General features: G+C 72.3%; 22 protein-coding genes and 1 pseudogene. 7 read left to right on the top strand and 16 right to left on the bottom strand.

The features are described from left to right. Positions 1–189: 189 nt before the first annotated feature. The 6 genes from KUM32_RS45025 to KUM32_RS26605 all read right to left on the bottom strand — a co-directional run bounded on the left by KUM32_RS45025 (position 190) and on the right by KUM32_RS26605 (position 9,648). Positions 190–279: a hypothetical protein gene (locus KUM32_RS45025; RefSeq protein WP_308408727.1), complete on the bottom strand. Its 90-nt coding sequence runs from the start codon at positions 277–279 to the stop codon at positions 190–192. Between the two features lie 731 nt (positions 280–1,010). Then, positions 1,011–2,837 (bottom strand): thiamine pyrophosphate-binding protein, encoded by a 1,827-nt coding sequence (locus tag KUM32_RS26625; protein WP_217144494.1) that lies wholly within the window; start codon positions 2,835–2,837, stop codon positions 1,011–1,013. Then, positions 2,834–4,915, bottom strand: coding sequence for an NAD(P)/FAD-dependent oxidoreductase (locus tag KUM32_RS26620; protein WP_217144493.1), 2,082 nt, complete (start codon positions 4,913–4,915; stop codon positions 2,834–2,836). Before KUM32_RS26620 ends, KUM32_RS26625 begins: the two co-directional genes overlap by 4 nt. 395 nt (positions 4,916–5,310) lie before the next feature. Next, positions 5,311–5,847, bottom strand: coding sequence for a GNAT family N-acetyltransferase (locus tag KUM32_RS26615; protein WP_217144492.1), 537 nt, complete (start codon positions 5,845–5,847; stop codon positions 5,311–5,313). A gap of 580 nt (positions 5,848–6,427) precedes the next feature. Continuing rightward, positions 6,428–8,041: an amidohydrolase gene (locus KUM32_RS26610; protein ID WP_217144551.1), complete on the bottom strand. Its 1,614-nt coding sequence runs from the start codon at positions 8,039–8,041 to the stop codon at positions 6,428–6,430. A gap of 95 nt (positions 8,042–8,136) precedes the next feature. Beyond that, entirely contained in the window at positions 8,137–9,648 is a 1,512-nt protein-coding gene (locus KUM32_RS26605) for an APC family permease (RefSeq protein WP_217144491.1), read from the bottom strand. A 167-nt stretch (positions 9,649–9,815) separates the two neighbouring features. Between KUM32_RS26605 and KUM32_RS26600 the strand changes: the two genes are divergently transcribed. Further along, positions 9,816–10,493, top strand: a complete 678-nt coding sequence (locus tag KUM32_RS26600; RefSeq protein ID WP_217144490.1) for a TetR/AcrR family transcriptional regulator — start codon at positions 9,816–9,818, stop codon at positions 10,491–10,493. A 464-nt stretch (positions 10,494–10,957) separates the two neighbouring features. Here KUM32_RS26600 and KUM32_RS26595 read toward each other — a convergent pair whose 3' ends face one another. The 5 genes from KUM32_RS26595 to KUM32_RS26575 all read right to left on the bottom strand — a co-directional run bounded on the left by KUM32_RS26595 (position 10,958) and on the right by KUM32_RS26575 (position 15,461). Then, entirely contained in the window at positions 10,958–11,500 is a 543-nt protein-coding gene (locus tag KUM32_RS26595; RefSeq protein ID WP_217144489.1) for an MOSC domain-containing protein, read from the bottom strand. A gap of 40 nt (positions 11,501–11,540) precedes the next feature. Next, entirely contained in the window at positions 11,541–12,047 is a 507-nt protein-coding gene (locus KUM32_RS26590) for a MarR family winged helix-turn-helix transcriptional regulator (RefSeq protein ID WP_217144488.1), read from the bottom strand. A 479-nt stretch (positions 12,048–12,526) separates the two neighbouring features. Then, positions 12,527–12,682 (bottom strand): DUF6131 family protein, encoded by a 156-nt coding sequence (locus KUM32_RS26585; RefSeq protein ID WP_217144487.1) that lies wholly within the window; start codon positions 12,680–12,682, stop codon positions 12,527–12,529. An 88-nt stretch (positions 12,683–12,770) separates the two neighbouring features. Then, on the bottom strand, positions 12,771–13,226 hold the full coding sequence (locus KUM32_RS26580; RefSeq protein WP_217144486.1) for an Asp23/Gls24 family envelope stress response protein: 456 nt from the start codon (positions 13,224–13,226) through the stop codon (positions 12,771–12,773). A gap of 564 nt (positions 13,227–13,790) precedes the next feature. Further along, positions 13,791–15,461 (bottom strand): SpoIIE family protein phosphatase, encoded by a 1,671-nt coding sequence (locus KUM32_RS26575; RefSeq protein ID WP_254406163.1) that lies wholly within the window; start codon positions 15,459–15,461, stop codon positions 13,791–13,793. A gap of 312 nt (positions 15,462–15,773) precedes the next feature. Between KUM32_RS26575 and KUM32_RS26570 the strand changes: the two genes are divergently transcribed. The 3 genes from KUM32_RS26570 (at position 15,774) to KUM32_RS26560 (ending at position 19,236) form a co-directional block, all read left to right on the top strand. Continuing rightward, positions 15,774–17,693 (top strand): ABC transporter ATP-binding protein, encoded by a 1,920-nt coding sequence (locus KUM32_RS26570; RefSeq protein WP_217144484.1) that lies wholly within the window; start codon positions 15,774–15,776, stop codon positions 17,691–17,693. A 225-nt stretch (positions 17,694–17,918) separates the two neighbouring features. Then, entirely contained in the window at positions 17,919–18,521 is a 603-nt protein-coding gene (locus KUM32_RS26565; RefSeq protein ID WP_217144483.1) for a hypothetical protein, read from the top strand. Between the two features lie 163 nt (positions 18,522–18,684). Then, on the top strand, positions 18,685–19,236 hold the full coding sequence (locus KUM32_RS26560; RefSeq protein WP_217144482.1) for a YciI family protein: 552 nt from the start codon (positions 18,685–18,687) through the stop codon (positions 19,234–19,236). Between the two features lie 172 nt (positions 19,237–19,408). Here the strand turns inward: KUM32_RS26560 and KUM32_RS43820 are convergent. Next, a pseudogene (locus KUM32_RS43820) lies at positions 19,409–19,615 on the bottom strand (RNA polymerase subunit sigma-70); the annotation flags it as partial. A gap of 315 nt (positions 19,616–19,930) precedes the next feature. Here KUM32_RS43820 and KUM32_RS26555 point away from each other — a divergent pair. Beyond that, entirely contained in the window at positions 19,931–20,305 is a 375-nt protein-coding gene (locus KUM32_RS26555; protein ID WP_217144481.1) for a VOC family protein, read from the top strand. Positions 20,306–20,868: 563 nt separating this feature from the next. Here KUM32_RS26555 and KUM32_RS26550 read toward each other — a convergent pair. The 4 genes from KUM32_RS26550 to KUM32_RS26535 all read right to left on the bottom strand — a co-directional run bounded on the left by KUM32_RS26550 (position 20,869) and on the right by KUM32_RS26535 (position 24,497). Further along, positions 20,869–21,735, bottom strand: coding sequence for a hypothetical protein (locus tag KUM32_RS26550; protein ID WP_217144480.1), 867 nt, complete (start codon positions 21,733–21,735; stop codon positions 20,869–20,871). A gap of 5 nt (positions 21,736–21,740) precedes the next feature. Beyond that, positions 21,741–21,884, bottom strand: a complete 144-nt coding sequence (locus tag KUM32_RS26545) for a hypothetical protein (RefSeq protein WP_217144479.1) — start codon at positions 21,882–21,884, stop codon at positions 21,741–21,743. A gap of 353 nt (positions 21,885–22,237) precedes the next feature. Beyond that, entirely contained in the window at positions 22,238–23,164 is a 927-nt protein-coding gene (locus KUM32_RS26540; protein WP_217144478.1) for an MBL fold metallo-hydrolase, read from the bottom strand. Between the two features lie 52 nt (positions 23,165–23,216). Continuing rightward, entirely contained in the window at positions 23,217–24,497 is a 1,281-nt protein-coding gene (locus tag KUM32_RS26535; protein ID WP_217144477.1) for an MFS transporter, read from the bottom strand. Positions 24,498–24,624: 127 nt separating this feature from the next. Between KUM32_RS26535 and KUM32_RS26530 the strand changes: the two genes are divergently transcribed. Both KUM32_RS26530 and KUM32_RS26525 read left to right on the top strand, forming a co-directional pair. Beyond that, on the top strand, positions 24,625–24,834 hold the full coding sequence (locus KUM32_RS26530; protein ID WP_217144476.1) for a hypothetical protein: 210 nt from the start codon (positions 24,625–24,627) through the stop codon (positions 24,832–24,834). Then, the gene (locus KUM32_RS26525) at positions 24,821–26,209 is read left to right on the top strand and encodes an amidase (protein ID WP_217144475.1); all 1,389 of its coding nucleotides are present in this window, start codon (positions 24,821–24,823) and stop codon (positions 26,207–26,209) included. The genes KUM32_RS26530 and KUM32_RS26525 overlap by 14 nt, the downstream gene beginning before the upstream one ends. Positions 26,210–26,297 lie beyond the last annotated feature (88 nt).

Raw genomic sequence — 26,297 nt, 5'->3', positions numbered from 1 at the left:
GCACGTAGCTCTCACGGGGGACGGGTCTGAGCGCCTCCCGGCCCGGAGCCGGCGACGGCGTGGTAGTCCCGGAGGGGTCCCTGTCCGACGATGGAGTACTCGAACCGCTCGCGAGACTTCGAGACGTCCAACCGCGAGCCCAGCGAGGGCCGTCGGCGAGCACCATGCGCCGGATTGCGCTCCCGTCGGTCACAGCTTGCGGTAGGCGGAGGGCCGCATGCCTGTATGCCGCAGGAACGACGTGGACAACGAACCGGGGCTGCCGAAGCCGCACCGGATCGCGATCTCCGCGACCGAGAGGTTCCCGTCCCGCAGCAGTCACTGGGCGGCCTCGATCCTCAGGCGGGTGAGGTGGCGACGGGGTGTCTGGCCGGTCGTGCGCTTGAAGGTGCTGCGTCAGAACCGGGTCGCCCGCGGCCGCGAGGGCGGCCACCCGCTCGTGGTCCGCTTCGGCGCCGTCCATCTGCTGTGCGGCCCGCTCGACAGCGCGGCGCGGGATGTGTACCTGCACGCTCCGCATGGGCGCCGTCGCCCGATAGCGTCGTGTGGTCGCGCGGCCCGGAACGACCAGTTCCAATCGCCCCGGCACCCAGCGATGCCGCTGCCAGCCACCACCGCTCCGGGTCTCCAGCACCGCCGCGCCCGCGACAGCGAGGACGAGACGCAGATCCGCTGTGCCCGGCAGCTCCACGTGGCCGACGGTGGCCGTGTGCTCGCATCCCTGGACGAGCAGCGAGCGCCACCCGGCGTCGTCCCAGCCGCAGTGGGTCCGCCTGACACAGGGCTCCATGTCGAACCCCGCGTACGGCTGGAGATCGAAGTCGGGAGAGTCGAACACGGCTCTCAGGGGAGCGGCCGACCCCACCGGCCCGGGCGAACACGTGGCCGGCGGGGTCGTCCGGGCCCGATACCCCCGCAGCACGGGGAGACACCTGACCGTCGAACGCTCTGGTCCGGGTCTGGCTGCAGGGCCACTCGGCGATCCGGTCAGTGGCCCCGCAGCTCGATGTTCAGGATTCCGGCACCTTGTAGGCCATGGCCCGCGGGTAGTCCTGCCGGTGCAGGCGGACGCGGACCAGGAGGGGACCGGCGTTGACCGGGTCGTGCGGGTCGTTGAGGCGGGCCAGCAGGTCGTCCAGCTCCGCGGGGTGGCCGATGCTGAGACCGCTCGCCGGGGTGTCCTCGCCGGCGAAGACGGCCGCGAGGCGGTCGTAGTGCCAGGGGTGCAGGACGTTGTAGTGATCTGGCTCGGCGGGATCCTGCCCGGCGTAGTAGGCCGGCCGCACCAGCATCTGCTCGATGCCGTAAAAGTGCCCGTTGTCCAGGACGAACACGACGGAGCGCAGCCCGAGCCGGGTGTGGGTGGAGATCTCCTGGCAGGTCTCCTGGAAGGAGCCGTCGCCGACGAACACCATCGGGCGGGCCCCCTCGCGTTCGGGGGCGAGCGCGGCACCGGTGGCCGCGCCGACCGACCAGCCGATGGACAGCCAGCTGACCTGTGACAGGAAGCCGCCCGCGGGCAGGGACAGGTTCATCGAACCGATGAGGGAGAACGCGGCGTCGGAGACGACTGTCCAGCCCTCCCTGGTCTCCTGGTCCAGGAAGTGGTTGACCCGGTCGAACACGCCGTCGTAGGTGAGTCGTTCGGCATGCCGGGACCGTGCGCCGCTGACGCTCAGCGAGGCACGGTACTGCGCCAGTCCGGCGGGGCGGTCGTCCCGCGCTCCCCGGTAGTCGTAGGACTCGGCGTAGTAGTCGGCGGACAGGCCCTCGGAGCCGTAGGCCTTCACCAGCGCGTCCTGGAGGGCGGGCAGCAGGTGGACGAGCTGGACGTCGGGGAAGTAGGAGGTGCCGACGCTGACGCCGCCGTGCGCCGCCATCACCCAGTCGGTGCCGACGCTCTGCTCGCCGCCGAGGTTCTTCGACGTGGACCAGGCACCGAGCCCGATGCGGCAGGTGGCCCAGTCCTTGAAGACCGCGTACACGTCCGGGTGGCTGGCCTTGCCGTTGTACACGCCGTGGAACTCCGGCAGGTCCTCGTCCACGACGGCCTTGGCGCCGACGGTCGTGCAGAACGGCACGCCGGTGGCCTCCACCACGTCGACGAGCTCCCGGCCGAGCCCGTGCCGGGCGATCTCCTCGCCGGCCCATACGATCGGACGGGGCCTGCCGTCCGGGCCGGGGTGCTCCTCGATCAGGGCGAGGACCGCCTGCACGGCGTCCTCCAGCATGACCTGGTTGCGCGCACTGAAGGGCCGTTCGCGGCGGACGATCGGCACCGTCGGCTCGGGGCAGGGCTCGTCCCACAGATCTTCCATGACCTCCAGGTAGACCGGCCTGCGCTCGGAGACGCACGCGGTGAGCGCGGCGTCGATCTGTGCGGGCGCCAGGCCCGGGTGGGAGATGACCTGCGCGTCCACGGTGACCTGCCGGTAGACGTTCAGGTTGCTCTCCGCCCGGGGGCTCATGTGCGAGGTGAGCAGGCCGACGGCACGGAAGTTCTGCCACTGCTCGTACGGCGGGCAGGCGTTCACCGCGATGAGCGGGACCTGCTCGACGTACGCGCCGCCGCAGGAGTTGAGCAGGTTGAACGCGCCCACGCTGTACGTCACCGCCGCCGCGCCCACGCCGTGGATGCGGGCGTAGGCGTCGGCGGCCTGGCCCGCGCCGCCCTCGGTCGGCGTGCCGACCCACTCGATGTCGCCCTCGGCCCGCAGGGTGGTGAGGAACGGGCCGAGGTGGTTGCCGGGGACGCCGAACAGATGGGTGATGCCCAACTCGGCCAGCCGCAGGGCGAGATAGCGTGCGACCGTGCAGGTGGGGGTGATAGCGGTCATGAGGATTCTCCTTCTCGGTCCGGGCCCGGGGCGTCCTGGTGCGGGGCCGGGCCTGCCCTGTCGGTGACCGGCGCGGCCCGGTGGACGGCGAGCGCGGCGCGGACGGCGCTCTCCAGGGCGCCCTCGATCCAGGCGTGCTTGAGGGACGTGTGCTCGCCGGCGAAGTGCACCGGGCCCTCGGGCCGGGAGACGTCCAGGTGGAAGCTGGTCATCTGGTGCGCGGTGTAGATGGCGGCCTCCCCGAAGGCGTACGGGTCGCGGGCCCAGCTCTGGGTGGCGCCCCGGCCGGTGAAGAACACCTCGATGCGCCGGCCGTGCAGGGCCTGGAGGTTGCGCAGGGCGTAGACGTAGCGCTCCGCCTTCGGCAAGGAGTCCCAGCGGGCGGCGTCGTCGGACCAGGAATACGAGGCGAGGACGACGCCGCCCGTGCTGCCCTCGACCGGGTGCGAGGGGTAGTACATGAATCGGTTGGGGTTGTCGGCGGCGGAGCCTCCGCCGACGCAGTGCGTGGCGGGCCGCACGGCGGGACCACGCAGCGGCAGGCTGGCGTCGATCTGCCGCATCTCCTCGGTGACGAGGTTGTCCTTGACCGCGGCGCCGAGCAGCCCGGCCCCCGGTTCGGGCAATGCGGGCACGGACACGGACAGGGACTCGGTGTCCGCTTCGCGCCCCTGCCGGTAGTACTCGTACAGGCCGGGCGCTATGCCGTCCAGTGCGTCGCGCCAGTCGTTCTCGGTCCACTCCCACCAGCGGTGGCTGAACTCGAGCAGCACCTTGGTGGCCTGGTCGTAGTGGGTCTCGATGATGGCGCGCCGCTTCTTGTACGACATCGAGGGGACGATCTCCACGAAGCGCAGGGCGGAGAAGGGGACGGTGACGATCGCCAGGTCCGCCGTCCACAGACGGGGCGGTCCCTGCGGATCGCCCTCGTCGACGGTCTGCACGGCCACGCCCCACCCATCGGGTCCCACCGTCCCGGTCCCCTCGGGGTCGGTGTCGCGGCCGGGGTCGTGGTACTCGAGGCGGATCATGCGCTGCCCGAACCGCACCTCGTCGCGCAGGCCCTGGTACAGGGCGTGCGGCAGGCGCCAACTGCCGCCGGGGATCTCCCAGTAGCGGACGCCGGGGTTGATGTCGCTGCGGCTCAGGAAGCTGTGGAAGAAGGAGAGATGGAGCCGCGAGGACATGTTCTCCAGGGTTCCGACGGCCTCGACGGCCTCGTCACTGAGCCCGGCGTGGTCGCGCAGGAAGGCGCCCATGGAGTAGCCGTCGAAGTCGCGGATCACCCGCGCCCAGCCCTCGACCCACTCGTCGAACGGCTTGTTGACCCGCTTGCCGTCGACGACGTCGGAGTAGTAGTCGCGCACGCTCTCCAGAGCCTCGTCCACCATCCGCACGACGGGGGCGCGGACCTCGTCGTCGGTGAGGTGGAAGCCCTCGTTGATCCGCTCGGGACCGGCGGCGTAGTCGGCGCGCCGTACCTGGACGCGGTTGGCGCGGATCCAGGAGTTGCCGCGCTTGTCGGGTTCGCGGAAGTCCGGGCTGTCGTCGCCGTACGTCCAGGTCCGGCCGGTGAAGGAGGTGTACGTCACCGGGGGGACGGGCACGTCGGGACCGCTGCCGGTGTCGGGATCGATGTCCACGTTGTAGAACTGGCGCCGGCCGAGTCCCAGTTTGTCGATCAGGGCGAGGACGAGCGGGTGGAAGTCGGGCAGGCGCATGGCTCCGGCCTCGGCGTACTGGGCCGGGTCGGCGAAGGGCTGGTGGTGCTTGGTGGTGCGGAACGTCTTGATGCGTCCGCCCACACGGTTGGCGTTCGCCTCGAGGATGGTGACGTCGTGTCCGGCGTCCTTGAGCAGCCGGCCGGCGACGAGGCCGGTGATACCGGCGCCGACGACGAGGATCTTCTTGCGCGGGTGACGGGTGGGCCCGAGGTCGTCCGTGTCGATCAGGGTGTGCAGGTACTCGAGCTTGAGGTCCTTGCCGTCGGGTCCGACGAGGAGGAGTTCACGGGCGAGCCGGAGACAGGTCTGCCAGCGGGCACGGGTGGCGGAGTTGTCCCGTGGAATGTCGGTCATAGCCTGCGATAGTAGATATGCCGAAACGGTTTTCCGGTTCGCCCTCGGTATAAAGTCCTGAAACCGCCGGGGGATCGAGTGGCGCGTTTTCCACTAGCTCAGATTTTCGGCAGGAAAACGGAGGGCCTTTGAGGGCCGGGAGGGGAGGTGGGGGGCAATTGAAAAAACAATTCGCCTCGCGGAATATGGAATTCCTGGGGTGTGGACGTGCCGACTCCGCCTACTGGCCGGGAGGAAATCCGCCAGCCGACGCCCCAGACAACTGGCCTTTCTGGAAGGCGAGTTGGAACACTCGTCCGGTCGAAGTGCGCCTGACCGCTACTGCGGCACCGGCAGCAGGCAGCCCGTCCGGAATCATGGGGCTCGCGCCGGGCCGGTCGCTGTCGGGCACGAGCTCAATCGGACGGTGTGACGGGGGGCCATATGCCGAACCACTGCTCGGCGCCGTAGGCCTGGAAACGCTCGACCTCGATGAAACCGAGCCGTGCCGCGAGACGCATCGAGCGGACGTTGGCGGTCTGGGTGGCGAGCACGACCGGTTCGCCGGGAGCCGCGCCGGCGAACCACTCGAGCACCGCCGCGCACGCCTCGGAGGCGTACCCGTGTCCCCACGCCGTCGGCAGGAAGAGGTAGCCGAGTTCGGCCTTCCCGGCGGCCTGGCGAAGGTGCCCTGTGTCTTTGGTGAGCGTGACCTGGCCGATCATCGCCCCGTCGAGATCGACGGCGAAAAGGCCCGGGCGTCGGCCGGGCACGCCGGGCATCGTGCGCTCGATTTCGTCACGCGGTCGGGGGCCACCGAGGTAGGCGCCCACCTGTGGTGAGGCCAGCAGCTCGATGACCGCGGCACGGTCCCGGGCCTCGGGCTCACGGAGCACGAGCCTCTCGGTCCTGATCGGCGCGGGTGGCCAGGCGACGGGTGCGAGGTCAGTCATGCCGACCAGCACATCAGCGGGTTCGGCGGCGATCAAGACTCGCGGACCGGCCGGCACACCGGCCCGCGTCCCACCCCCCTCACCGACGGGCCGGGCCCCACCAGCCACGCGGGACGAGCAACGGCTTCCGGCTCGGTGACGCGATGTCACCTGCGGTCAGTCCGTACGACCACGTGGGGGCTTGAGTGCTCGTGCTCGTGCACGCGCCTGGTGGCCCCGGCGGCCGGGAGAACGAAGCCATGACGTCCCTCTGGACCCGCTGGGCGAGCACCGGGACATGTTCCCGCACGGTGGCGGGTGGCGAGCGGCGTCGTCGCCCTCCGGTGGCGCGTGGGGCGCCGTGGGGACAGGGCGGCGTCGCGTCGCGGTACCGGTCCGGTGGCGAGGAACGGCCGCAGGCCCGGACCTGTCCTGCCGCCGCTTGCGCCTCGCGCCGGGGTGCGAGCCTTTCCGGCCCGCCGACCGGCTCCTGACACCGCCGGAGGTCCGCGGTCCCTGCGCATCGAGGCCGTCCGCCCCACCGAGCCGTGACCCGGTGGGCTCGGTGGGGCGCCGGACCCGTGGCGGTACCCCGTCCGTCTCAGGACCGGTGGACGATGGTTCCGCCCGTCATGGTCAGTACGACGGGGGCCGTGCCCAGTTCGTCGGCGGGCGCGGTGACGGGGTCGACGGCGAACGCCGTGAGATCCGCCCGGTATCCCGGGGCGACCCGCCCCGCCACGTCCTGTTCGCCGACGGCGAGGGCGGAGTGCGAGGTGTAGCCCTCGAGGGCCATCAGGCCGGTGAGGGCCTGCTCGGCCGTGACCGGTTCGGTCTCCGGCTGCCCGGGCAGTCGGCGCAGGCGGGCGGTGGCCAGTACCTCGCGCGGATCGTAGTGCGCGATGGGCCAGTCCGAGCCGAGCATCAGGGTCGCGCCCGCATCCCGCAGGTCGCGGCAGCGCCAGGCGCGCGCGGCGCGGTCCTCGCCGACGCGCTTCGACCACTCGTCGGAGTGGTCGGCGCGGGTGTACGCAAGATGGGTGGGCTGCATGGAGGCGGTCACGCCCAGGCGGGCGAAACGGGGCAGCTGACTGCTCGGCACCGTCTCGATGTGCTCGATCCGGTGCAGGGCTCGCCGCCCGGGGTCGTCGAGGAGTTCCACGGTGTCGAGGACGTGCCGGACGGCGGCGTCCCCGATGGCGTGGGTGGCGGTGCGCACTCCGGCCCGGGCGAGATGGTGGACGGCCCGGGTGTAGGCGGCGGGGTCAGGCCAGAACGCCTCGGTGCCCTGCCCGTGGCAGTCGGGGTGTTCCAGCCAGGCGGTGCCGCCCTCGACGGTGCCGTCCATGAAGAACTTCACGCCGCCGACCCGCCAGCGCCGTCCGTGTGAGCTCTGCAGTTCGACCAGGTGGTCGAGGTCCTCCCTGTCCGCACCGGGCATGCACCAGGGGAAGATCCGCAGACGCACCGGAAGCTCGCCGTCCTCCTCCATGTCCGTCAGGAGGCCGAGGACCTCGGGGTCCTGGAGGTCCATGACGTGAGCGCCCGTGAGCCCGGTCGCGGCCATGTCGCGCAGCAGGACGAGGAGCCGTTCCCGGCGCACGGCCGCGGTCTCGCGCGGCAGGACGGCGTCCATCAGGCTCATGGCCGCGAACTCGATGAGATGTCCGGTGGGCCGCCCCTCCGGGTCGCACACGACCTGGGCCCGCTGCTCGAAGCGGCGCGGTCCGTCGATGCCCGCGGCGGACAGGGCCGGGCCGCTGGCCAGGGCGGAATGGCCGTCGTAGAGCCGGATGAAGGCGGGCACTCCGGCCAGGGCCGTGTCGATCAGGTCGTGGTGGACCGGTCGGCCCCCGAAGGCGTTGTGGTCCAGTCCGTGGGCGAGTACCCAGTCGCCGCGTCGGGCAGCGCGGGCCGCGGTGGCCAGCGCGGCGCGCAGCGCGTCCAGGTCCTGGCAGTCGGAGAGGTCGAGTCCGGTGGACATCTCGACGCCCAGACAGGGGTGGCTGTGCCCGTCGACCAGGCCGGGCGTGAGGGTGGCCCCGGCCAGGTCGACGATCTCGGTGTCCGCGCCCCGCCAGTCCCGTACGTCTGCCTCGTCGCCGACGGCGACGATGTGGCCCTCCTTGACCGCCACGGTGCTCGCGGAGGACCGGTCCGGGTCGAGGGTGCGGACCCGGGCGCCGGTCAGGATGGTGTCGGCGGCGGAGGACAGGGGCTCGACGGGGTGTGACACGGGTGTGCTTCCTTGCGTAGAGGGATGGTGCGGGCCGCCGGACGAACGGGGGCGGCGGTTTGGGGAGGGATCGGTCAGCGTGCGGCCTCGCCCGCCTCGCCGGGGTCCTGCGCGAAGTGCGCGTACACATCGGGCCGGCTGCGGCGGACGCGGAGCGAGAGGAGGACGCCGAGGACGAAGGAGGCGGGGACCAGCAGTACGAGTACGACGTTCGTGGCGAACGGCGCCCCGGTCATGAGGCCGATCTTGCTGATGACCAGCCACATCGCACCGGCCATCAGCACGGCGGCGGCCACCGGCGCGATCAGGGACCGCCAGCGGCCCTCCTCGTGGCGGATGCGCCGGAAGTAGCGGAGCACGGCCACGGCGGTGACGGCCTGGAGGCCCAGCAGGCCGAGGGCGCCAGGGGTGTTCACCCACAGCAGGAGTTGCCGGTACGGGTCGGCGCCGGCCAGAGCGAAGCCGGCGACCACCAGCAGCGCGAGGACGCTCTGTGCGATGCCCGCCACATAGGGCGAACGGTGTGTGGGGTGCACCTTGCCCAGTGCTTCGGGCAGGACGCCCTCCTGGGCGAGCGCGAGCCCGTAGCGGTTGATCGCGTTGTGGAAGGCGAGCTGCGAGGCGATGATGCTGGTGACGATGAAGACGTGCATGAGGTCGGCCGCCCAGCCGCCGACGTACCGGGTGGTCGCGGTGAAGAACAGCCCCATGGGGTCGGTGGCGACGGCCTTCATGATGTGCGCGCTGCCGAAGGCCTGGATGACGATCCAGACGCTGAAGGCGTAGAAGAGGCCCAGGAAGCCGACGGCGATGTAGGTGGCCCGCGGGATGGTGCGGGCAGGGTCGCGTGCCTCACTGCGGTAGATGGCGGTGGACTCGAAGCCGGTGAAGGCGGCGAACGCGAAGGCGAGTACCGCGCCGGTGCCCGGCACCAGCACGTTGTCCGGTGTGAAGGAGTCCAGCGCGAGGCCCTCGGCTCCGCCGTCGAGCAGGACGCCACCCGCGAGCAGCACGAGCATGCCGGTCTCCGCGAGAAGCAGGACGCCGAGGACCTTGGCGCCGAACTCGATGCTGCGGTAGCCGAGGAACCAGATCACGAGGACACCCGCGAACGCGATCGCGGGCCAGGGCACGTGGACGCCCCACAGGGCCTCGAGCGCGGACTGGGTGCCCGTGGCGAGCAGCCCGTACACGCCGATCTGCATGCCGTTGTACGCCAGGAGCGCGACCGTGGCGGCGCCGAAACCGGCCGGCCGGCCGAGCCCGCGGGTGATGAAGGCGTAGAAGCCGCCGCCGCTGCGGACATGACGTGTCATCGCGGTGAAGCCCACGGCGAACAGGGCGAGCGCGGCACCGGCGAGCAGGTAGCCGATGGGGGCGCCGATGCCGCCCACACCGATGGCGAGGGGCGCCACACCGGCCATCACCGTCAGCGGTGCGGCGGCGGAGACGACGAAGAACGCGATGTCGGCCACGCCGAGACTGGCCCGGCGCAGCCCGGAGGACCGGTCCTGCTCGGCGGTGCCCGCGCGTGGCGGCGCAGCGCCCTCTGGTACTCCCTCGCGGGGTGCGGACTCAACGGCCATGACGCTCGGCCCTTCTTCGACGGGGAAAAGGGGTGGGCGGCGGCCCGGGACTTCCCAGGGGTGGGGAAGGACGGCGAGGCCGCGGCGTAAATCTAAACCGTTTCGGTTTAGGCAATGTAGACGCCCCCCGTAGGATTCGGGAAGACCTCACGTCAGGAGAGCGGAATATGGGGCGGCCGCGGAAGGCTCTGCTCGATCGGGGGCGCATCGGCCGGACGGCGCTCGAACTCGTCGACGAGACCGGTGACTTCACCGTCCCCGAGGTGGCGCGCAGACTCGGAGTGCAGACGGCGTCGGTGTACCACCATGTGGAAGGCCGGGCCGGGGTGATCGAACTGCTGAGGGAGCAGGTGGTCGACGACCTCGACCCCGGCACGCTCGACGAGCGTCCTTGGGACGTCGCTCTCGAAGCATGGGCACGCGCCTACCGCGCCGCGTTCGCGGCCCACCCCCGGGCTATCGCCATGCTGATGACCTCGCCGGTGCGCGCTTCGCGGGTGATCGAGCAGTACGAGCGGGTGGCCGGCCTGCTGCTGGACGCGGGGTTCGCCCCGGAGGCGGTCATGCCGATCATCATCGGCCTGGACAACATCGTTCTCGGTTCTGCGCTGGACATGTCGGCCCCCGAGGTGATGTGGGTGGTCGGGGACGAGGCGCAGGCCCCGCGCCTCGCCCTGGTGCAGGCGGCCACCGGGCCGGCCCGGGCCGACCTGGCCTTCGACCTCACACTGGCGGGGTTCCTGTCCCATTGCCGGGGACTTCTCTCGCCCGGCCGGTCCGCCGCCGACGGGCCGTCCCGGGGCGCGGTCTCCGACCGGGGCTCCAACGGGCCGGCCCGCGAGTGATGCCGGGCCGTGGTGGCCTGTCGCCGGGCCGGTGGGCGACGCGGCAGGCCACCGCGCGGACCCGCGGTGGGTCCGGCGCTCGGCCTGTGCGGGGTGGCTCGCTCGGCCGCGCGGCCGGAGACCGCTGCGGCGGTGGCCGCGACGGGGCTCGCCGCACTCCCTTTCTCCGGGCCCGGTGTGCCGTGGGGAGTGGGTACCACTGCCGGCGTGCCGCGTCGGCGTTCTCGACGCGGATCAGGTTCGAGGACGGCGGGGCTCGTCCCGCGTCGTCCCTGGCGTCCGGTCAGTGGCGCGTCGTCGGTGCCCTCCGGCTTCCGCGGCGGTGCGCTGATCCGGGCGGGGTCCGTGTCGGCCGGGCCCGTGCTCCTCGTCGACCCCGGGCTTCGCCGCGGGGTGGGCCGGAACTGGTCGGCGATGCCTTCCGCGCGCACGGGGGACCGGTCGCGCACCAGGCCCGAGAGACGTCAGACCCGCTCCAGGCGGCGGTGCGGACCACGAGGAAGCTCCGCCTTGATCGTGTCCCCCGGGTGCACCGCGCCGCCCTCCTTCACGATGCTCATGATGCCGGCCTTGCGCACGACGTTCCCGGCTTCGTCGCGGCCGACGACCTGCTTCAGCAGCCCGTCCTGGAAGTTGTCGATCTGCAGGCAGGGATTGCGCAGGCCGGTCACCTCCAGTACGGCGTGGGCGCCGATGCGCAGCAGTGTGCCGGCCGGCAGGCCGAGCAGATCGATTCCGCGGGTGGTGATGTTCTCGCCGAGGTCACCGGGCGCCACCGTGAATCCCTCCGCACCGACCTCGGCGAAGAGCTCCTCGTGGATGAGGTGCACCTGGCGCAGGTTGGGCTGGGTGGGGTCCTGTGCGACCCGCGAGCGGTGCTTGACCGTTACACCGGCGTGCACATCGCCCTCCACGCCGAGCCCCGCGACCAGCGTGATGCTGTCCCGGTTCGGCTTGGTGAACGAGTAGTCACCGTTGCTGCTGACTGCCGTCACTGTGCCGTTCATCCTCGAAACCCCTTCGCCATGACAACGATCAGCCACGACCCTAGCCTTCGGGCTCCAAGGAGCGGCAGGGAACGGTCGATCGCGGCTGAAGCCCCGGGGACTCCGGTCTGCTGACCGCCCGTCGTAGGAGGCAGAGGAACTGCTCCCGTTCCTCTGGTGTGAACGGTTCGAGCATCTGCTCGCTCACCGCCACCACCGCGGGGGCCAGCTGGACGGCCAGTCTCCGGCCCTCCTCGGTGATGCTCACCAGCTTGCGCCTGCGGTCGCTCTCGTCCCGGGTGAGGTGCACCAGCCCCCGTCGTCGCAGCCGTTCGAGAAGCGGCGCCGCGGTCGACTTGTCGAGATGGGCCCGCGCGCCGAGTGTGCCCTGGTCCATGTCTCCATGGGTGTCCAGCAGGCTCAGTACGGTGAACTGCGGCCCTGTGAGGTCTTGATGCACCTGCTCGTACCAGAGACGGGTGTGCACCTGGTTCAACTGGCGTGCGAGAGGCCCCAGTCCGCCGAGCGCGTCCAGGGGAGCGCCCGGGAGCCCGCCCTCCTGCGTCATCGTTCCCGCCTCCGCCGCGATTGATCAGGACGTACACCTACTATACGGGAGCCCGTATGACGTGCGGAATGACCGGGTGACGAGGAGAACGGCAGAGTGGGAGTCGTCGTCGCCGGAGATCGCCGGAGATCGCCGGTGCGCACGGCGACGCCTTCCGTGGCCCTGGCCGTGTGGCCGGGACGCTGCTGGCACCCGCCTGACCCGCGCGCCTCCAGGGGCGGGTGGGGGTGGTGACCGGGCGGGGTGTGACGGTACGGGGCAGTCGCCGCGCGCTGCCCCGATGCCGTGGACCAGTCGAGGGCCGTGAGGCCTTCGGAGAGGCCGGTGACCAGGCGCCGGACCGGCCGCCCGCCGGGGCGCGGATCGACGCGTGCCCGCGGGCCCGTGGGGCGGATGTGTCCCCTTCGTGTGTGTCCCACACGCGAACCCCGCGGCCCGCTGTCCGGACCGGCCGCCTCATGAGCCCGAGCGGCGGCCGTTCACCAGTAGTGGCGGCGTCCGGCGACGGCGTGCCCCATCCCGCCGAGGATCCACAGGATCGCGCCGACGACCACCAGGACGATCCCGATGGTCCACAGGATGGAGATACCGGTGAGGAAGCCGATGACGAGCAGAATGACGCCCAAGATGATCATGATGTCTCCCTGTGTGGGCTGCGCATTTCCTGTGGTGAGACGTTGCTCCGACGAGGTGGGTGGGGCCGGGAGGGAGCGTCGCGGCGGGTCATCTCACACGGCCTTCGCCCGGTTCGGACTCCTCCTCGTCGGGGAGGTGGACGTCGCCGACGGCGATGTTCACCTCGACGACCTCCAGGCCCGTCATCCGCTCCACCGCACTGACCACGTTGGAACGCACGTCACCGGCCACGTCGACGATGGAGACGCCGTACTCGACGACGATGTCCAGGTCCACGGCGGCCTGCCGCTCCCCGACCTCGACGCTCACGCCCCGGGTGACTCCGCCGCCTCCGCCCGGGACCCGGTCACGCATGGCTCCCCAAGCACGGGCCACGCCTGCGCCGAGGCTGTGGACGCCCGGGACCTCGCGGGCGGCCATGGCCGCGATCTTGGCCACCACACCGTCCGCGATGCTGGTTCTCCCACGGGTCTGCGCCGGAACGTCGGCCCCGGTGCGTCCCTTGAGGGCGCTCACGCCGGTGGCGGTGCTGTTCTCCGTCATGCGATCACCTCGATCGGTGGGGTGGGCACCGAGCGATGCCCTGGAAGACCCGCCCGAAGGCCACCGAGCGCCGCACCCGGGACCGGGCGGGAAGGCCGGCGAACGAGGACGAGCCGGAGAGAGGAGGGGGCCTCGTCCGCGCCCGGGAGGGCGTGTCACGGAGCGCGTTCATGTCGCGTCCTCCGTCCCCGGGCCGCACAGCGGGGCCCGGTTCCGTGGTGCGCCGGGAGCGACGTCGACGTAGGAGGCGGCGTACGGGCGAACTCCCGGCTTCCTCCACCGTAACTCCGTCGGCACGCCGATGCGGTGGCGTGCGCCGGCCGGAGCGCTCCGGTGCTGCTCCTGGTCCGCTGCTTCCTTCTCTTCCCGCTCTTCGTCCTTCTGCCCCTCCGTCAGCCGGATGTCCTGGTGTCTCAGGGAGGCTGAGGCCGTGTGCGGCGGGTGGTCCGGCCCACGCGGGTCAGGCCTTCGGCGGCCAGGTGGGCGCAGGTGGCGGCGAGGTCCTCGCCGGGGTCCAGCTCGCCGCGGAGCGTCGATCCGCCGGCGTCCGAGCCGCCTCCCGCGTCACGGTGCCGGAACACGCAGGGCGAGGAGGGCCACGTCGTCGGCACTGCCGGGAGGCAGGCCGGCGAGCACCTGATCGCAGAGGACGTCCAGCGGTTCGTGCGCGAGCGTGAGCGCGTGACGGCGCAGTCGGCGCAGGCCGGTGTCGAGGTCACTGCCGGGGGTCTCGATCAAGCCGTCGGTGTACAGCAGCAGGGTGGAGCCGGGCGGCAGGGGCCGTGTGGCGGTCGGCCGGCTTGTGCCGGGGAGGGGACCGGTGCCGAGGAGGAGCCCCTGACCGGCCTCCAGGTACCGCGCCTGTCCGTCCTGGGTGAGCAGCAGGGGCGGCGGATGCCCGGCGCTGGTCCACTGCAGGGTCCAGGGGCCGCTGTCCGGGTCGCCCACCACCCGGGCGAGCACGAGCGTGGCCAGCGGCACGCTGGTGATCACGGGCATGGCGTCGTCGAGACGGTCGGCGACGGAACCGGGCGGTCCGGTGCGGTCCCAGGCCAGGGAGCGCAGGATGCCGTGCAACTGGGCCATGCCGGCCGCCGCGGTCAGGTCGTGGCCCACGACATCGCCGATGACCAGGGCGAGCGTGCCGTCCTTCAGCTCGAAAGCGTCGTACCAGTCACCGCCCACCTGGGAGCCGGCCGGGGCGGGCTGGTAGCGGGCGGCCAGTCGCAGGCGGCCGGGCTGGGGCAGCGGGGCGAGCAGGTTGCGCTGCATGGCCTCGGCGACGGCGCGCTGGCGGCCGAACCGGCGGGCGTTGTCGATCACCAGGCCGACCCTGCGGCCGATGTCGCGTACGACCTTCAGGTCGTCGGTGTCGAAGGGGTGGGCGGGGTCGGTGCGCACCACCGTCAGGGCCCCGGTGATCCGGTGCTCGGCGCCGAGCGGCACCGTGATGGCGGAGGTCGCGCCGACCGCGCGCAGGAATCCGCTGTGGACGGCGGCCAGGGGGGAGTGGTCCTCGGGCGGGGCCGACGACTCCACCTCGCCCTGGAGCACGGCATCCCCGTCGTTCAGCACCCGGAACAGAGGCGAGGGAGCCGCCTCACCGGCCTCGGGGAGGTGCTCGCGCCAGCCCTCCAGCCCGCTGTCCCGGCCGGCGGGTCCGGTCACCGCCACGCGGTGGATCTCCCCGGAGGCGAGCCGGAGGTCCACCGCCGTCCAGTCGGCGAGGCGTGGAACCAGCAGATGGCCCAGCCGGGCCAGGGCGTCGTCGGTCTCCAGGGTCTGACCGAGTACGTCGGTGATCTCCGCGACCAGGGTCAGCCGCTCCGTCAGGTCCTCGAGGGCGCGTGTGTAGGCGGCCCGTGCCCGCCGCGCGCCGCGCCCCGCCGCGGCATCCGTGAACAGTACGGCCATGCCCGTGACGGAGCCGTGGTCCGTCAGGGGAGAGGCCGACCAGGAGATCGCGACCAGGCGACCGTCGCCCCGCAGGCAGGTGTCGCCCTCCCCGTGCGCCGTGGTCCCCTCGGTCAGGGTGCGCAGCAGCGGGCACTGACCCCGCGGGACCCTGCCGCCGTCCGCCACCCGGTGCAGCAGGTCGTGGACGTCCTGCCCGCGCATCGCCGCGGCGGTGCGGCCCAGCAGCCGCTCGGCCGCCGGGTTGACCGCGAGGATCCGCCCGGTCCGGTCCGCCACGACCAGGGCCGTGCTCAGCCGCTCGACGACCTGCTGCCACAAGCCCGGCTCGGCCGCGGGCCACCGTGGCCCCTCATCTCCCGCGCCCAGCACCGCACCCGCCCTCCTGTCAGGGAAACTCTCGGCAACCCTCGCCGACGACGGTGGGCATCGGCGGACCGACACACCAGTAGCCCAAGGGTCTCTCCACAGCGAGGACGACGCCCGCACCAGCCGGCGTGAGCTCTCCACCGCACACGCCCCCTGCGCACGCTGAACGCCACGGTGTCCGGTTCTCGCCGGTCCGCGGTAAATGCCTGGACTGGGAACCTCCTCTGACGGGACACTTCCGACTTCCGAACCTCCGGGAGTGTGATGGGGACAACCGACACGCGAGGCCCGGCACCGGGCAGGAGCGCGGTCGTTCTGGCACTGCGCCGCTACGGCCGGGAGCTGTTGCGACTACGCAGACTGGCCCTGCCCGCGCTGCTGCTGCCGGCCGTGGGCAACATCGGCATCCGCTACGTCGCCCCCCTGCTGATCGCGAAACTGGCAGGACAGGCCGCCGACGACGGGGGGCTCACCCTCACCTCCGCGCTGCCCTACGTGCTGGGCTTCGGTGTGACGCTGCTGCTCGCCGAGGCCGTGTGGAGGGTCGGGCAGCACTGCCTGAACCGCGTGGACGCCTTCGGCATGGAACACCTGTACGTGAGCGGCATGGACGAACTCCTTGCCAAGGACGCGGCGTTCTTCCACGACAACTTCGCCGGCTCCCTGACCAAACGGGTGCTGAGCTTCGGCAAGCGCTTCGAGGACTTCTTCGACACGGTGACGTACCGGATCGTGGGCAGTCTCGTTCCCCTGGTGTTCGGTGCCGTGGTGCTGTGGAGCTACGAACCCATGCTCGTCGCCGGCCTCCTTGTCATGATCGCACTGACCGTGGTGGCCGCGACACCTCTGATCCGCCGTCGGCAGAGGCTCGTCAACGACCGTGAGGCGGCCATCGCCCGGGTCTCCGGCCACGTCGCCGACAGCCTCATGAACATGGAGACCATCCGGGCGTTCGCGGCCGAGCCCAGGGAGGCGGAAGAGCACCGCAGACGAGTCGCGGACTCCCGGCGCCTGACGCTGAGGTCGTGGGACTACGGCAACCTGCGCGTCGACACCCTGATCGCCCCGATGTCCGTGCTGACCAACGTACTGGGTCTGCTGGTCGCCATCGCCTTCGGTGGCCCGGGTCAGGGGGTGGAGGAGGTCGTCGTCGCCTTCACCTACTACTCCAACGCGACCCAGATCATGTTCGAGTTCAACCAGATCTACCGGCGCCTGGAGAGCTCGATGACCGAGGCCGCGCAGTTCACGGAGCTGCTGCTGGACCCGCCCACCGTGCTCGACCCGACGGAAGCCGAACCGCTCGCACCACGGGACACCGGCATCCGCTTCGAGGCGGTGACCTTCGCCCACGCGGGTGCGAAGCCGATCTTCCAGGGACTCGACCTGGACGTGCCCGCGGGAGCACGGATCGGTCTGGTCGGCAGGTCCGGCGGCGGCAAGACCACCCTCACCCGGCTCCTGCTGCGGATGTCGGACATCGACGACGGCCGCATCCTGATCGGTGGTCAGGACATCAGCCGGCTGCGCCAGTCCGACCTGCGCTCACTGATCGCCTACGTCCCGCAGGAACCCGCCATGTTCCACCGCAGCCTGCGGGACAACATCGCCTTCGCCCGCCCCGGCGCCACCGACGAGGAGATCCACGCGGCGGCCGCGGCCGCGCACGTCACGGAGTTCGCCGACCAACTCCCCGACGGCTTCGCCACCCTGGTGGGGGAGAGGGGAGTCAAACTCTCGGGCGGCCAGCGCCAGCGCGTCGCCCTCGCCAGGGCCATCCTGCGCGACGCCCCGATCCTGCTGCTCGACGAGGCGACCAGCGCGCTGGACTCGGAGAGCGAGGTCCTCGTCCAGGACGCCCTGTGGCGGTTGATGGACGGACGCACGGCCCTCGTGGTCGCCCACCGACTGAGCACCGTCGCCGGCATGGACCGCCTCGTCGTCCTCGACCACGGAAGCGTCGTCGAGCAGGGCAGCCACGAGGAACTGCTCGCGGCGAACGGCGCCTACGCCAAGCTGTGGCAGCACCAGTCGGGAGGCTTCCTCGGCGAGAGCACCGAGTCGGCCCTCGGGCGCCCGGCCTCAGGAGCCGGTCCCGTCGGACTGCCGGTACCGGCGGATCCGGCGCCGGAGGGGAACCGCAGGACGCCGTCGCACGCGCGCACGAGAACCGGGTCCACGTGACCGAGCCGGAGTCCGGACGACGCGGCTGCCCCCCACCGGGCCGGCGTCGTCGAGTTGGTGCAGTACAAGCTCCTCGCCGCGATGGGACCAGGCGCATCCCGCTGAGCGAGACCCCCCGGACGCCGCTCCCCGTCGCGGCAGTGAAAGCATCGGTCCTGGACTGACACAGCCGAGGAGGGGGAGGGCGTGCCCGAAGGGCGAGTGACCTATGAGGTGAGGTACGCCGTGTCTCCGCCGGCCGTCGTCAGCGAGAGGGGAGCTCTTCGCCTCCACCGCGACGCCGACGCCCCTGCCTCGGGCGGGCACCAGTCCGCCCGCGCCTTCCATCTGGTCCCCGACGGGCAGGCTCCCGTGGCCCGGGTGACCACGGAGCGGAACCTGGGCCCGCGCGTGGGCGGGCACCCCGCCGTCTACCGGGTCGAGGACCCGACCGGCACGCTGATCGGACGGATCACCCTGCGGCGTGGCCGTTTCTTCCGTCTCAGCCGTACCCGGTGGACCGTGGAGCCGGCCAACGGTCCTGCCCTGCGCGGGTATCGGGGACGTCTGGTGTGGTGGGCGCTGTGGTGGCCAGTGGGACTGCCCGTCGGCCTGCTGTGGTTGATCACTTCCCTCCTGGGCGAGGGAGACGGCGCGTTCGGCCCTCCCCGCCGTGTCATCTGGAGAGACGGTTTCGGCCGGGCGCACGTCGTCTTCCGCGGCCTGGCCGACGAGTACCGGGTGCTGGTGCCCGGCTGGGACCCGCGCCTGGTCACCGCGCTCGTCGGACTCCATCAGTCGTTCGATCCCTCCGAGGGGGGAGGAGCGCTGGGCTGGTACGAAGCCTGAGACCGGACGGCGTCCGGGCGCACGGAGCCGTTCTCCGGCGAACAGGTCGACGCCGCGACGGGCCGCGCGCCCTCGGCCGACCGGGAGCAGGCCGAGGCAGCCGGCGGCCTGTGCCCACGTCAGCCCGTTGCGATGCCGCCGTACGTCGGACAAGGTCATGGGCATGGAGTTCTTCTGTTACCACCGCGACCGGCCCGATTCCCTCACGCTACGCAACGAGTTGCTGGAAGAGCACTGGTCGTACATGGACCGGTACGCCAAGGAGATGATCGCTCGCGGCCCTGTCTTCGCCGCCGACGGTGACACGCCCCTCGGCAGCGTGCACATCGTCGACCTGCCTGACCCCGCTGCCGCCCGCGCGTTCGCGTTCGACGAGCCCAACTACCAGGCCGGCGCGTACCGTGACGTGCTGCTGCGCCGGTGGCGCAACATGCTGGGACGCACCATGTGGGACTTCCCGGGTGGCCCGGCCGGCGGCAACCGGTATCTGGTCCTCGGCCTCGGCCCGGGCCGGTCCGCCGACCTGGTCCTGCCGTCCGACCGCGACGAGCTGATCGCGTTCGGCCCGCTGCTGTCGGACGACGGTGACACCTGGCTGGGTACAGCGGCGCTGCTCAGGGCCCCGGACCCGGCTGCGGCACGCGCCGTCCTCACCCCCGGCGGGTACTCCGCGATCGAGGTGCACGACTGGGAGTTCGGCGGGCGACGGTCATAGATCCTGTCTGACCGGCGAGCCACGGTCGTTCCGCGACGAGGCGCTCGCGCAGGGCGTTCCGCAGCGTCTGCGCCCGCCGCGTCGATCGGGCGCAGGCCGACACCCTCAGGGAGCCCTGAGCTCGCCCCACCACTCGGTGCCCCTGCCGCCGCCCTCTCTCCGGGCTCTCTGGTCGGCCCGCAGCGGCGATGCCGCGCAACGACGAGACCTTGCCGTCGCTCACGTCGAAGGCGACGGCACCCACGACCCGGTCGTCGAGCACGGCCAGGGCAGCGGGGGAGCCGTTGACCCGCGCGATATGCAGGGCGGGTGAGCCGCCGGCCAGCCGCCGTTTCGCCGGCGTGGGCTTGAAACCGGCCCGCACGTACGAGGCGCGTCGCGGCGCCTCGATTACTGACAGGACTCGGATGTGATGCGGGTCACTTGGTCGACGCCGCTGCTCGGTCGGACACCAGGGTTCAGGCGGGCAGCGCTCCGTGAACGAGCAGGCGCGAACGGTCCGGTGGCCGGCCGCCGGTGAAGTGGAGCGTGACGGCCGCTTCCTTGGAGATCCCAGGCGCGGCGTCGGTGCTTCCTGCCGGCCCGGTTGTCGTCCCGGGCCGGCGTGCCGCCGCGCATGCCCGCCGCGGTGGCGGGTACGACCCTTCCCGTACGGGGCGTGGGAGAAGCGACCCCAGAGCGAGGGGCGTCGGAAGTGATTCGAAAGCTGCAGGCTGTCGCGCTGGACTGTGCCGATCCGGTACGGCTCGCGGAGTTCTACGCGGAGTTGCTCGGCGGGCGGGTGGTCGCGGACCCCGAGGACGCCGACTGGATCGAGGTGCACGGCTTCGAGGGGACGCCGCTGGCCTGCCAGCGGGTGGACGGCTACCGAGCACCCGAATGGCCCGGCCAGGAGCGCCCGCAGCAGCTCCACCTGGACTTCGACGTGGACGACCTCGACGGAGAGGAACAACGGGCACTCGCCCTCGGCGCGACCGTGCTGCAGCGGACGGACCGGATTCGCCCGGGGGCCAATTGGCGGATCTACGCGGACCCGGCCGGCCATCCGTTCTGCCTCTGCCTCCACTGAGTCTGCTGGCCACCGCAGGCATCGAGGTGGGGCGTCAGGGCCGGTCGCCGGGCGGGACTCCGGCCCCGGGGCTGATCGTGTGGACGCAGTTCGGCGACACGGTCCGCACCGGGGCGTCGACGTGCGTGTGGTGCGGTCGGAGCCGGCCGCGCGAGTCCCACCCCGGCCGGGGCGAAGACCGCCGGAGCTGAGCGGTCGTAGCCCAGCCGCGGGCGGAGGCCGGCCGGCGCGAGCGCCAGGAGCAGGAGCGCCTCTTCCGAGCAGGAGCAGGAAGCCGAGCGGGCCGCGCACAAGGCCGGCGGCCGGCTCTCCCGCTTCCGCGCCTGACCGGGGCAAGCCCGCAGCGACCGACCACGCGGGCAAGCCCGGGACGGTCCTGCGCGAGCACTCGTCGCCGGTGCCCGGAAAGCCGGAGAGAGAGGTCAGGCGTCGGGCGACCACGACCCGTGCCAGGCACTGGCCACCGACGACCCACCGGTACGAGCCGTCCTGGCGTGCGCCACGGCCCGTCGGACCGCGCCGCGCCGACCCCTTGTCGCAGCCGCGCCCGCGAGGAGGAGCGGTCAGCCGCGCCACCACGGTTCCCGCACGTACAGGCTTTCCACGCTCGTGCAACCCGCACCGTTGGAGATCTCCTCGGAGTCCAGGTTCCAGCCCACGATGCCGCTCCCCTTGCGGCCCAGCTCGATGAGGCGGTTGCTCTCGGCCCGCGTGCCCGTGACGACCTGGCAGCGGACGATCGAGGTCCACGCCTGCCCGTCGAGCGCCGAGGCGAAGGACAGCACCGGGAGCGCGACGGTGGTCAGGCCCAGGGCCAACCACTGTTCGAGGGCCGCTGCCCGGCGCAGCCAGGGCGACGGCTGGTAGCCGCCACCGTCACGGCGTGATGCGGTTGTCGTCCGCCGCCCCGCTCGGTGCCCGTGCGGCCGCCGTCTGCCGGAGCGGTACTCCACCACCACGCCCTTGCGCAGCGCGTAGGCGGCGAGTCCGGTGCCCAGCCCCCACCAGGGGCCGAAGAAACACGCGTCCACCACCCCCACGGCGATCGGGTTGACGACGGTCAGGGCCGTCCGCTGGAGCGCCCGCAGAATGCCGCCGCCCACCGGCACCGCGCCGCGCGCCGCGAACAGGGCGAACACGATCCGGGAGACGGTGACGGCCAGCACGGAGGCGAGGAGGGGATCGGTGAGCACCATGCCGATCAGGACGTCCGGCCAGTTCGCGGGTTCCATGGCGACGAACACGTCCCGGGCCGCCCCGCCGCCCCCGACCGTGTACGCGACCTTCGTCACCGGAACCGCGAGGACCAGTGCCAGAAGGACCGTGTGCCCAGGGCCGCCCTTGCGGTCGACCGGCCAGGCCGGCTCCGCCTCGTCCCATGCGCCGTTCGTGCCGCCGCCCGAGCCGTCCGAGCCTGTCGTCTTCGCCACGGCACCTACCGGTGGTCGTGGACGGCGCCCGGTCGTCGCCCGAGCGGGCCGGTGACGAGGGCCGGCCGTTCGCGTGCCGCCTCGGCGCACGGCCAGACGTCCGCGAGGGCCCGCCTTTCCTCGATGCCGGCGGGGTGTGTGAAGGCCATGGGCGTTTCCTGCTTCCGGGACGACGGAGACGCCGACGTGTGATCGCCGTACCTGTCCAGCCTCCGTCCCTCTCCCCGCGTCGGCCACCAGCACTGCTCCAGCCGGGGCGGCCGGGCAGCTCGGCCGCGGCATCGCTGAGCAGGGCACGTCCCCCGCGGGACACCATCGGGGTGCTCGGCTCTCCGGTATCCGACCGCGGGGCTTTGGCCCGGAGGACTGAGCGTTCGCCGGCGCAGTGCCGCATGCGGCATGCCGCTCGTTCTTGCTCCTCCAGCCCGCATCGCGCGCATGCACGAGGCGCCGTCCGACGCCTCGCCCCGCACCGACGGTCCCCCGCGGGCCGGTGGCTCGGTCAGTGCGGCACGGTCTGCGGGGCGGTGGCGAGGGGCGCGAGCCGGTAGGCGTTCCCGTGGGTGATCACGCGGCCGGCGGTGGGCGGCGCGAAGTGGGTGCCGAGGACCAGGGTGTCCGTGTCGGCGAGGGAGCCGAGCAGCTCGCGACGCGAGGCCACGGCCAGTTGCGGGTCGATGTCGACGCACGCGCCGATGGCGGGGTGAGCGATCTGGACCGGGTGGTGGATGCAGTCGCCGGTGATCAGCGCCGACTCGCCCCGGCTGGTCAGCTCGACGGCGATGTGGCCGGGAGTGTGGCCGGGCGTGGGCAGCAGGCGCAGGCCCGGGGCGACCTCGACCCCCTCGGCCGGGACGTCGACGAGGTCGAGCAGCCCCGCCTCCTCGACCGGGATCACGGAGTCGCGGAACATCTGCTCGCGCGCCTCCTCCATGGCGTACGTGGCCCAGAACTCCCGCTCGACGCGGGAGGTGACGTAGCGGGCGCCGGGGAAGGTGGGGACCCACTCGCCGTTCACTTCCCGTGTGTTCCAGCCGACGTGGTCGGCGTGCAGGTGGGTGAGGATCACCAGGTCGACGGAGTCCGGCGGGAAACCGGCGGCGGTGAGGCGCTCGAGGAAGTCGGTCCGCAGCTGGTGCCAGGCGGGGTTGGCCCGCTCCTTGCCGTTGCCGACGCCGGTGTCGACGAGTATGCGCAGCCCGCCGACGGTGAGGGCGAAGCTGTGGCTGTCGAGGTGCAGGACGCCGTCGTGGTCGGCGAAGTCGGGGTGCAGCCACTCCTGCTGCTTGACCACGTCCGTGGTGGCGTCCGGCAGCAGCCAGGGTCCGGTCGCCGGCGGCAGAGGGAGCTCGTCGACGCGGTGGACGGTGACATCGCCCACGGTCCAGGAGGGGGTGGCGGTGGTCTCGATGGCCGGTGCGGTGTTCATGGTCTGTCGTCTTCCTTTGTTCTCAGTGGTGTTCAGCTGTGCTCTGTGGTGTTCAGCCGACGGTGTTGTCCGCGGTCGAGTGCCGTGCGCCGGGGCGCGGTGAGTGCCGTCGTCGCCGGGACACGGTGAGTGCTGCCGCCGCCGCGACGGCGAGGAGAGCGGCGGCCAGGGCGTAGGTGAGGGAGGTGGTCCGCAGTCCGAAGCGCTGGGTGGCAGCGCCCGCGGCGATGGCGGGCAGACTCATGGACAGGTAGCTGAGGACGTAGTAGGCGGCCAGGGTCGCGGCGCGGTCCCCTTCGTCGAGCGAGGCGAGCATCATGCGCAGCGCGCCTTGGGAGACGGCGCCGAAGGCGATGCCGGCCAGCGCCGCGCCGCCGTAGACGGCGGTCAGGCCGGCGCCGTGCAGACCGAGCAAGCTGAGGGCCGTGGAGGGGATGACCACCAGGGTCCCGCCGGTGGCGGCGGCGCGTGGCGCGGTCCCGCGCAGCGTCCACACGGTGAGCGTGGCCGTGGCGCTGACGATGAAGAAGACCATCCCGGCGAGCGCGTGCGGGGCGCCGGGGGCGACCAGACGCACGAGCGCCGGTCCGAGGGAGGAGTAGAAGCCGCCCAGTGCCCAGACTGCGGCGACTGCGGCGCCGGCTGCCAGCAGGGCGCGGCGTGCAGAGGGCGGCACGGCGAGCCGCGGACGCAGCGAGCGCAGCGCGCCGGGGTGCGGGCGGGCCGTTTCCGGCGTCCGGACGACCGCGATCGCCTGGGCGGCGAAGAGTGCCGCCAGGAGTACGTACACGGTGGCCGTGGGGGCGGGAAGGTAGCGGACGAGCAGGGTGGAGGCCAGCACGCCGGCCGCCATGCCGGCGACCGGGGCGATGCTGTTGGTCAGGGCCGACCTGCCGGGACGCCGGGGGTCTTCGAGGTCGAGGAGGGCGGCGCCCGCGGCGCTGGTGGCCGCTCCCGTGGCCGCCCCTTGCAGGATGCGCGCGGCGACGAGTGGCCCGGCGCCGTCCGCCGAGGCGAGGAGCAGCATGGAGGCCGCCTCCAGGAGCAGGGCGCCGACCAGGACGGGGCGCCGTCCCAGGTGGTCGGAGAGCGCCCCGACGGTGAGCAGGGCCACCAGCAGTGTCAGGGAGTAGGCGCTGAAGACCACCGTGACGGTCAGGGCGGTGAGACCCCACTGGTCCTGGTAGACGGGGTACAGCGGCGTCGGAGCACTGGAGGCGGCAAGGAGGGAGGCCACGATCGACGCGTCGAGGGCGAAGGAGGCCGCGCGGTTCCCCGCGCGGGCTGCGGAGCAGGGGCGCGGCGCGGCGGCGTCCGACGTGGCGCTGGGCATGGGACTCCTCTCGTTAAAGGCAATTGGTTTGCTTTAAGGAACCGTAGGCTCTACTGTCACTTAAAGCAAACCGTTAGCTTTTGGTGCGGGGTGCTCCCGTCGCTCCACCGATCAGGAGAGAACCTTCATGTCCGCTGCCGAACTCACGCCACCGGAGGCGGCCCTCTGGGCCGACCGCGCCGGACTCCCCCTGCCTGCCGACCGGCACGCCGCGGTGGCCGCCACCGCCGACCACATCCACTCCGTCGTCGCGGTCCTGCGGGAACTGGACTTCGGGGACACCCCGCCTGCCGCCGCCTACCGCGCCGGAGAGGAGAAGAACGATGCAGCCGTATGAGCTGTCCCTCGCCCAGGCCGCTGACGCGATCCGGGCACGGGTGCTGTCCCCCGTCGAGTTGGTGGACTCCGTCCTCGACCGCATCGAGAAGGTCGAGCCGCGTCTGGGGGCCTATGCCGCCGTCACCGCGGAGCAGGCCCGCCGCGCGGCACGCGAGGCGGAGCGCGACGTCGCGGCCGGCCGCCCGCACGGCCCGCTGCACGGCGTCCCCGTGGGACTGAAAGACCTGATCGACGTGGCCGGCGTGGCCACCACGGCCAGCTCCCGGGTCCGTGCCAACCACCGGGCGCAGGCCGACAGCACGGTCGCCGCCCGTCTGGGCGCGGCCGGCGCGGTCCTGGTCGGCAAGACCCACACCCATGAATTCGCCTACGGCCTGACCACCCCGCAGACCAACAACGCCTGGGACCCGGACCGGGTCGCCGGAGGCTCGAGCGGCGGGTCCGCCGTCGCCGTGGCCGCGGGCGCCGCGACCTTCGCGCTGGGCACCGACACCGGCGGTTCGATCCGGGTTCCCTCCGCGCTCAACGGCGTCGTCGGCCTCAAGCCGACCTACGGCCTCGTCCCCCGTCACGGGGTCACGTCCCTGTCCTGGTCGCTGGACCACGTCGGCCCCATCACCCGCACCGTCGAGGACGCCGCCCTGGCCCTGACCGCCTTGGCCGGCCACGACCCCCGCGATCCTGCCTCCCTCGCCGCCTCCGACCCCGGCTACCGGCCGGTCGGTGCCCCGGAACTGACAGGACTGCGCGTCGGCGTACCGCGCAACTACTACTTCGACCACGTCCACCCGGAGGTCGAGGCCGCCGTACGGCGCGCCGTGGCCGAGCTCGAGAGCCTCGGCGCGCACCTCGTCGAGGTCGAGATCCCCATGACGCGCTACATCCAGGCCACCCAGTGGGGCCTGATGGTGCCGGAGGCCACCGCCTACCACGAACGCACCCTGCGCACCGTCCCCGAGCTGTACCAGGCCGACGTGCGCATCCTCCTCGAAGCCGGTGAGCTGATGCCGGCCGGGGACTACCTGCGCGCCCAGCGCTCGCGCACCCTCATGCGGCAGGCCTGGGCGCGCCTGCTGGAGGAGGTCGACGTGATCGCCGCCCCGACGGTCCCGGCCACCGCGGTGAGGGCCGACGACGAGACGATCACCTGGCCGGACGGCACCGTCGAGGGTGTCTCCGACGCCTACGTACGTCTCTCGGCCCCCGCCAACATCACCGGGGTGCCCTCGCTGTCCGTACCGGTCGGCCACGACACGGCAGGCCTGCCCATCGGCATGCAACTGCTCGGCCGACCCCTCGGCGAGCGGGTGCTGCTGCGCGTCGGCCACGCGTACGAGCAGACCCGGCCCGCGCGTCAGCCGGCGGCGGTATGACGAACTGAGCGAGTGGCCCCGGCCGCACCAGCCGGGGCCGGGTGCTGAGGCCGGGCCGGTACTGGAGGCCGGAGGCGAGGTGAACCCT

The sequence above is a fragment of the Streptomyces sp. AC627_RSS907 genome, from assembly GCF_019049165.1.
The sequence above is the reverse complement of the archived record's forward strand: the minus strand, read 5'-3'. Positions and strand labels throughout refer to the sequence as shown.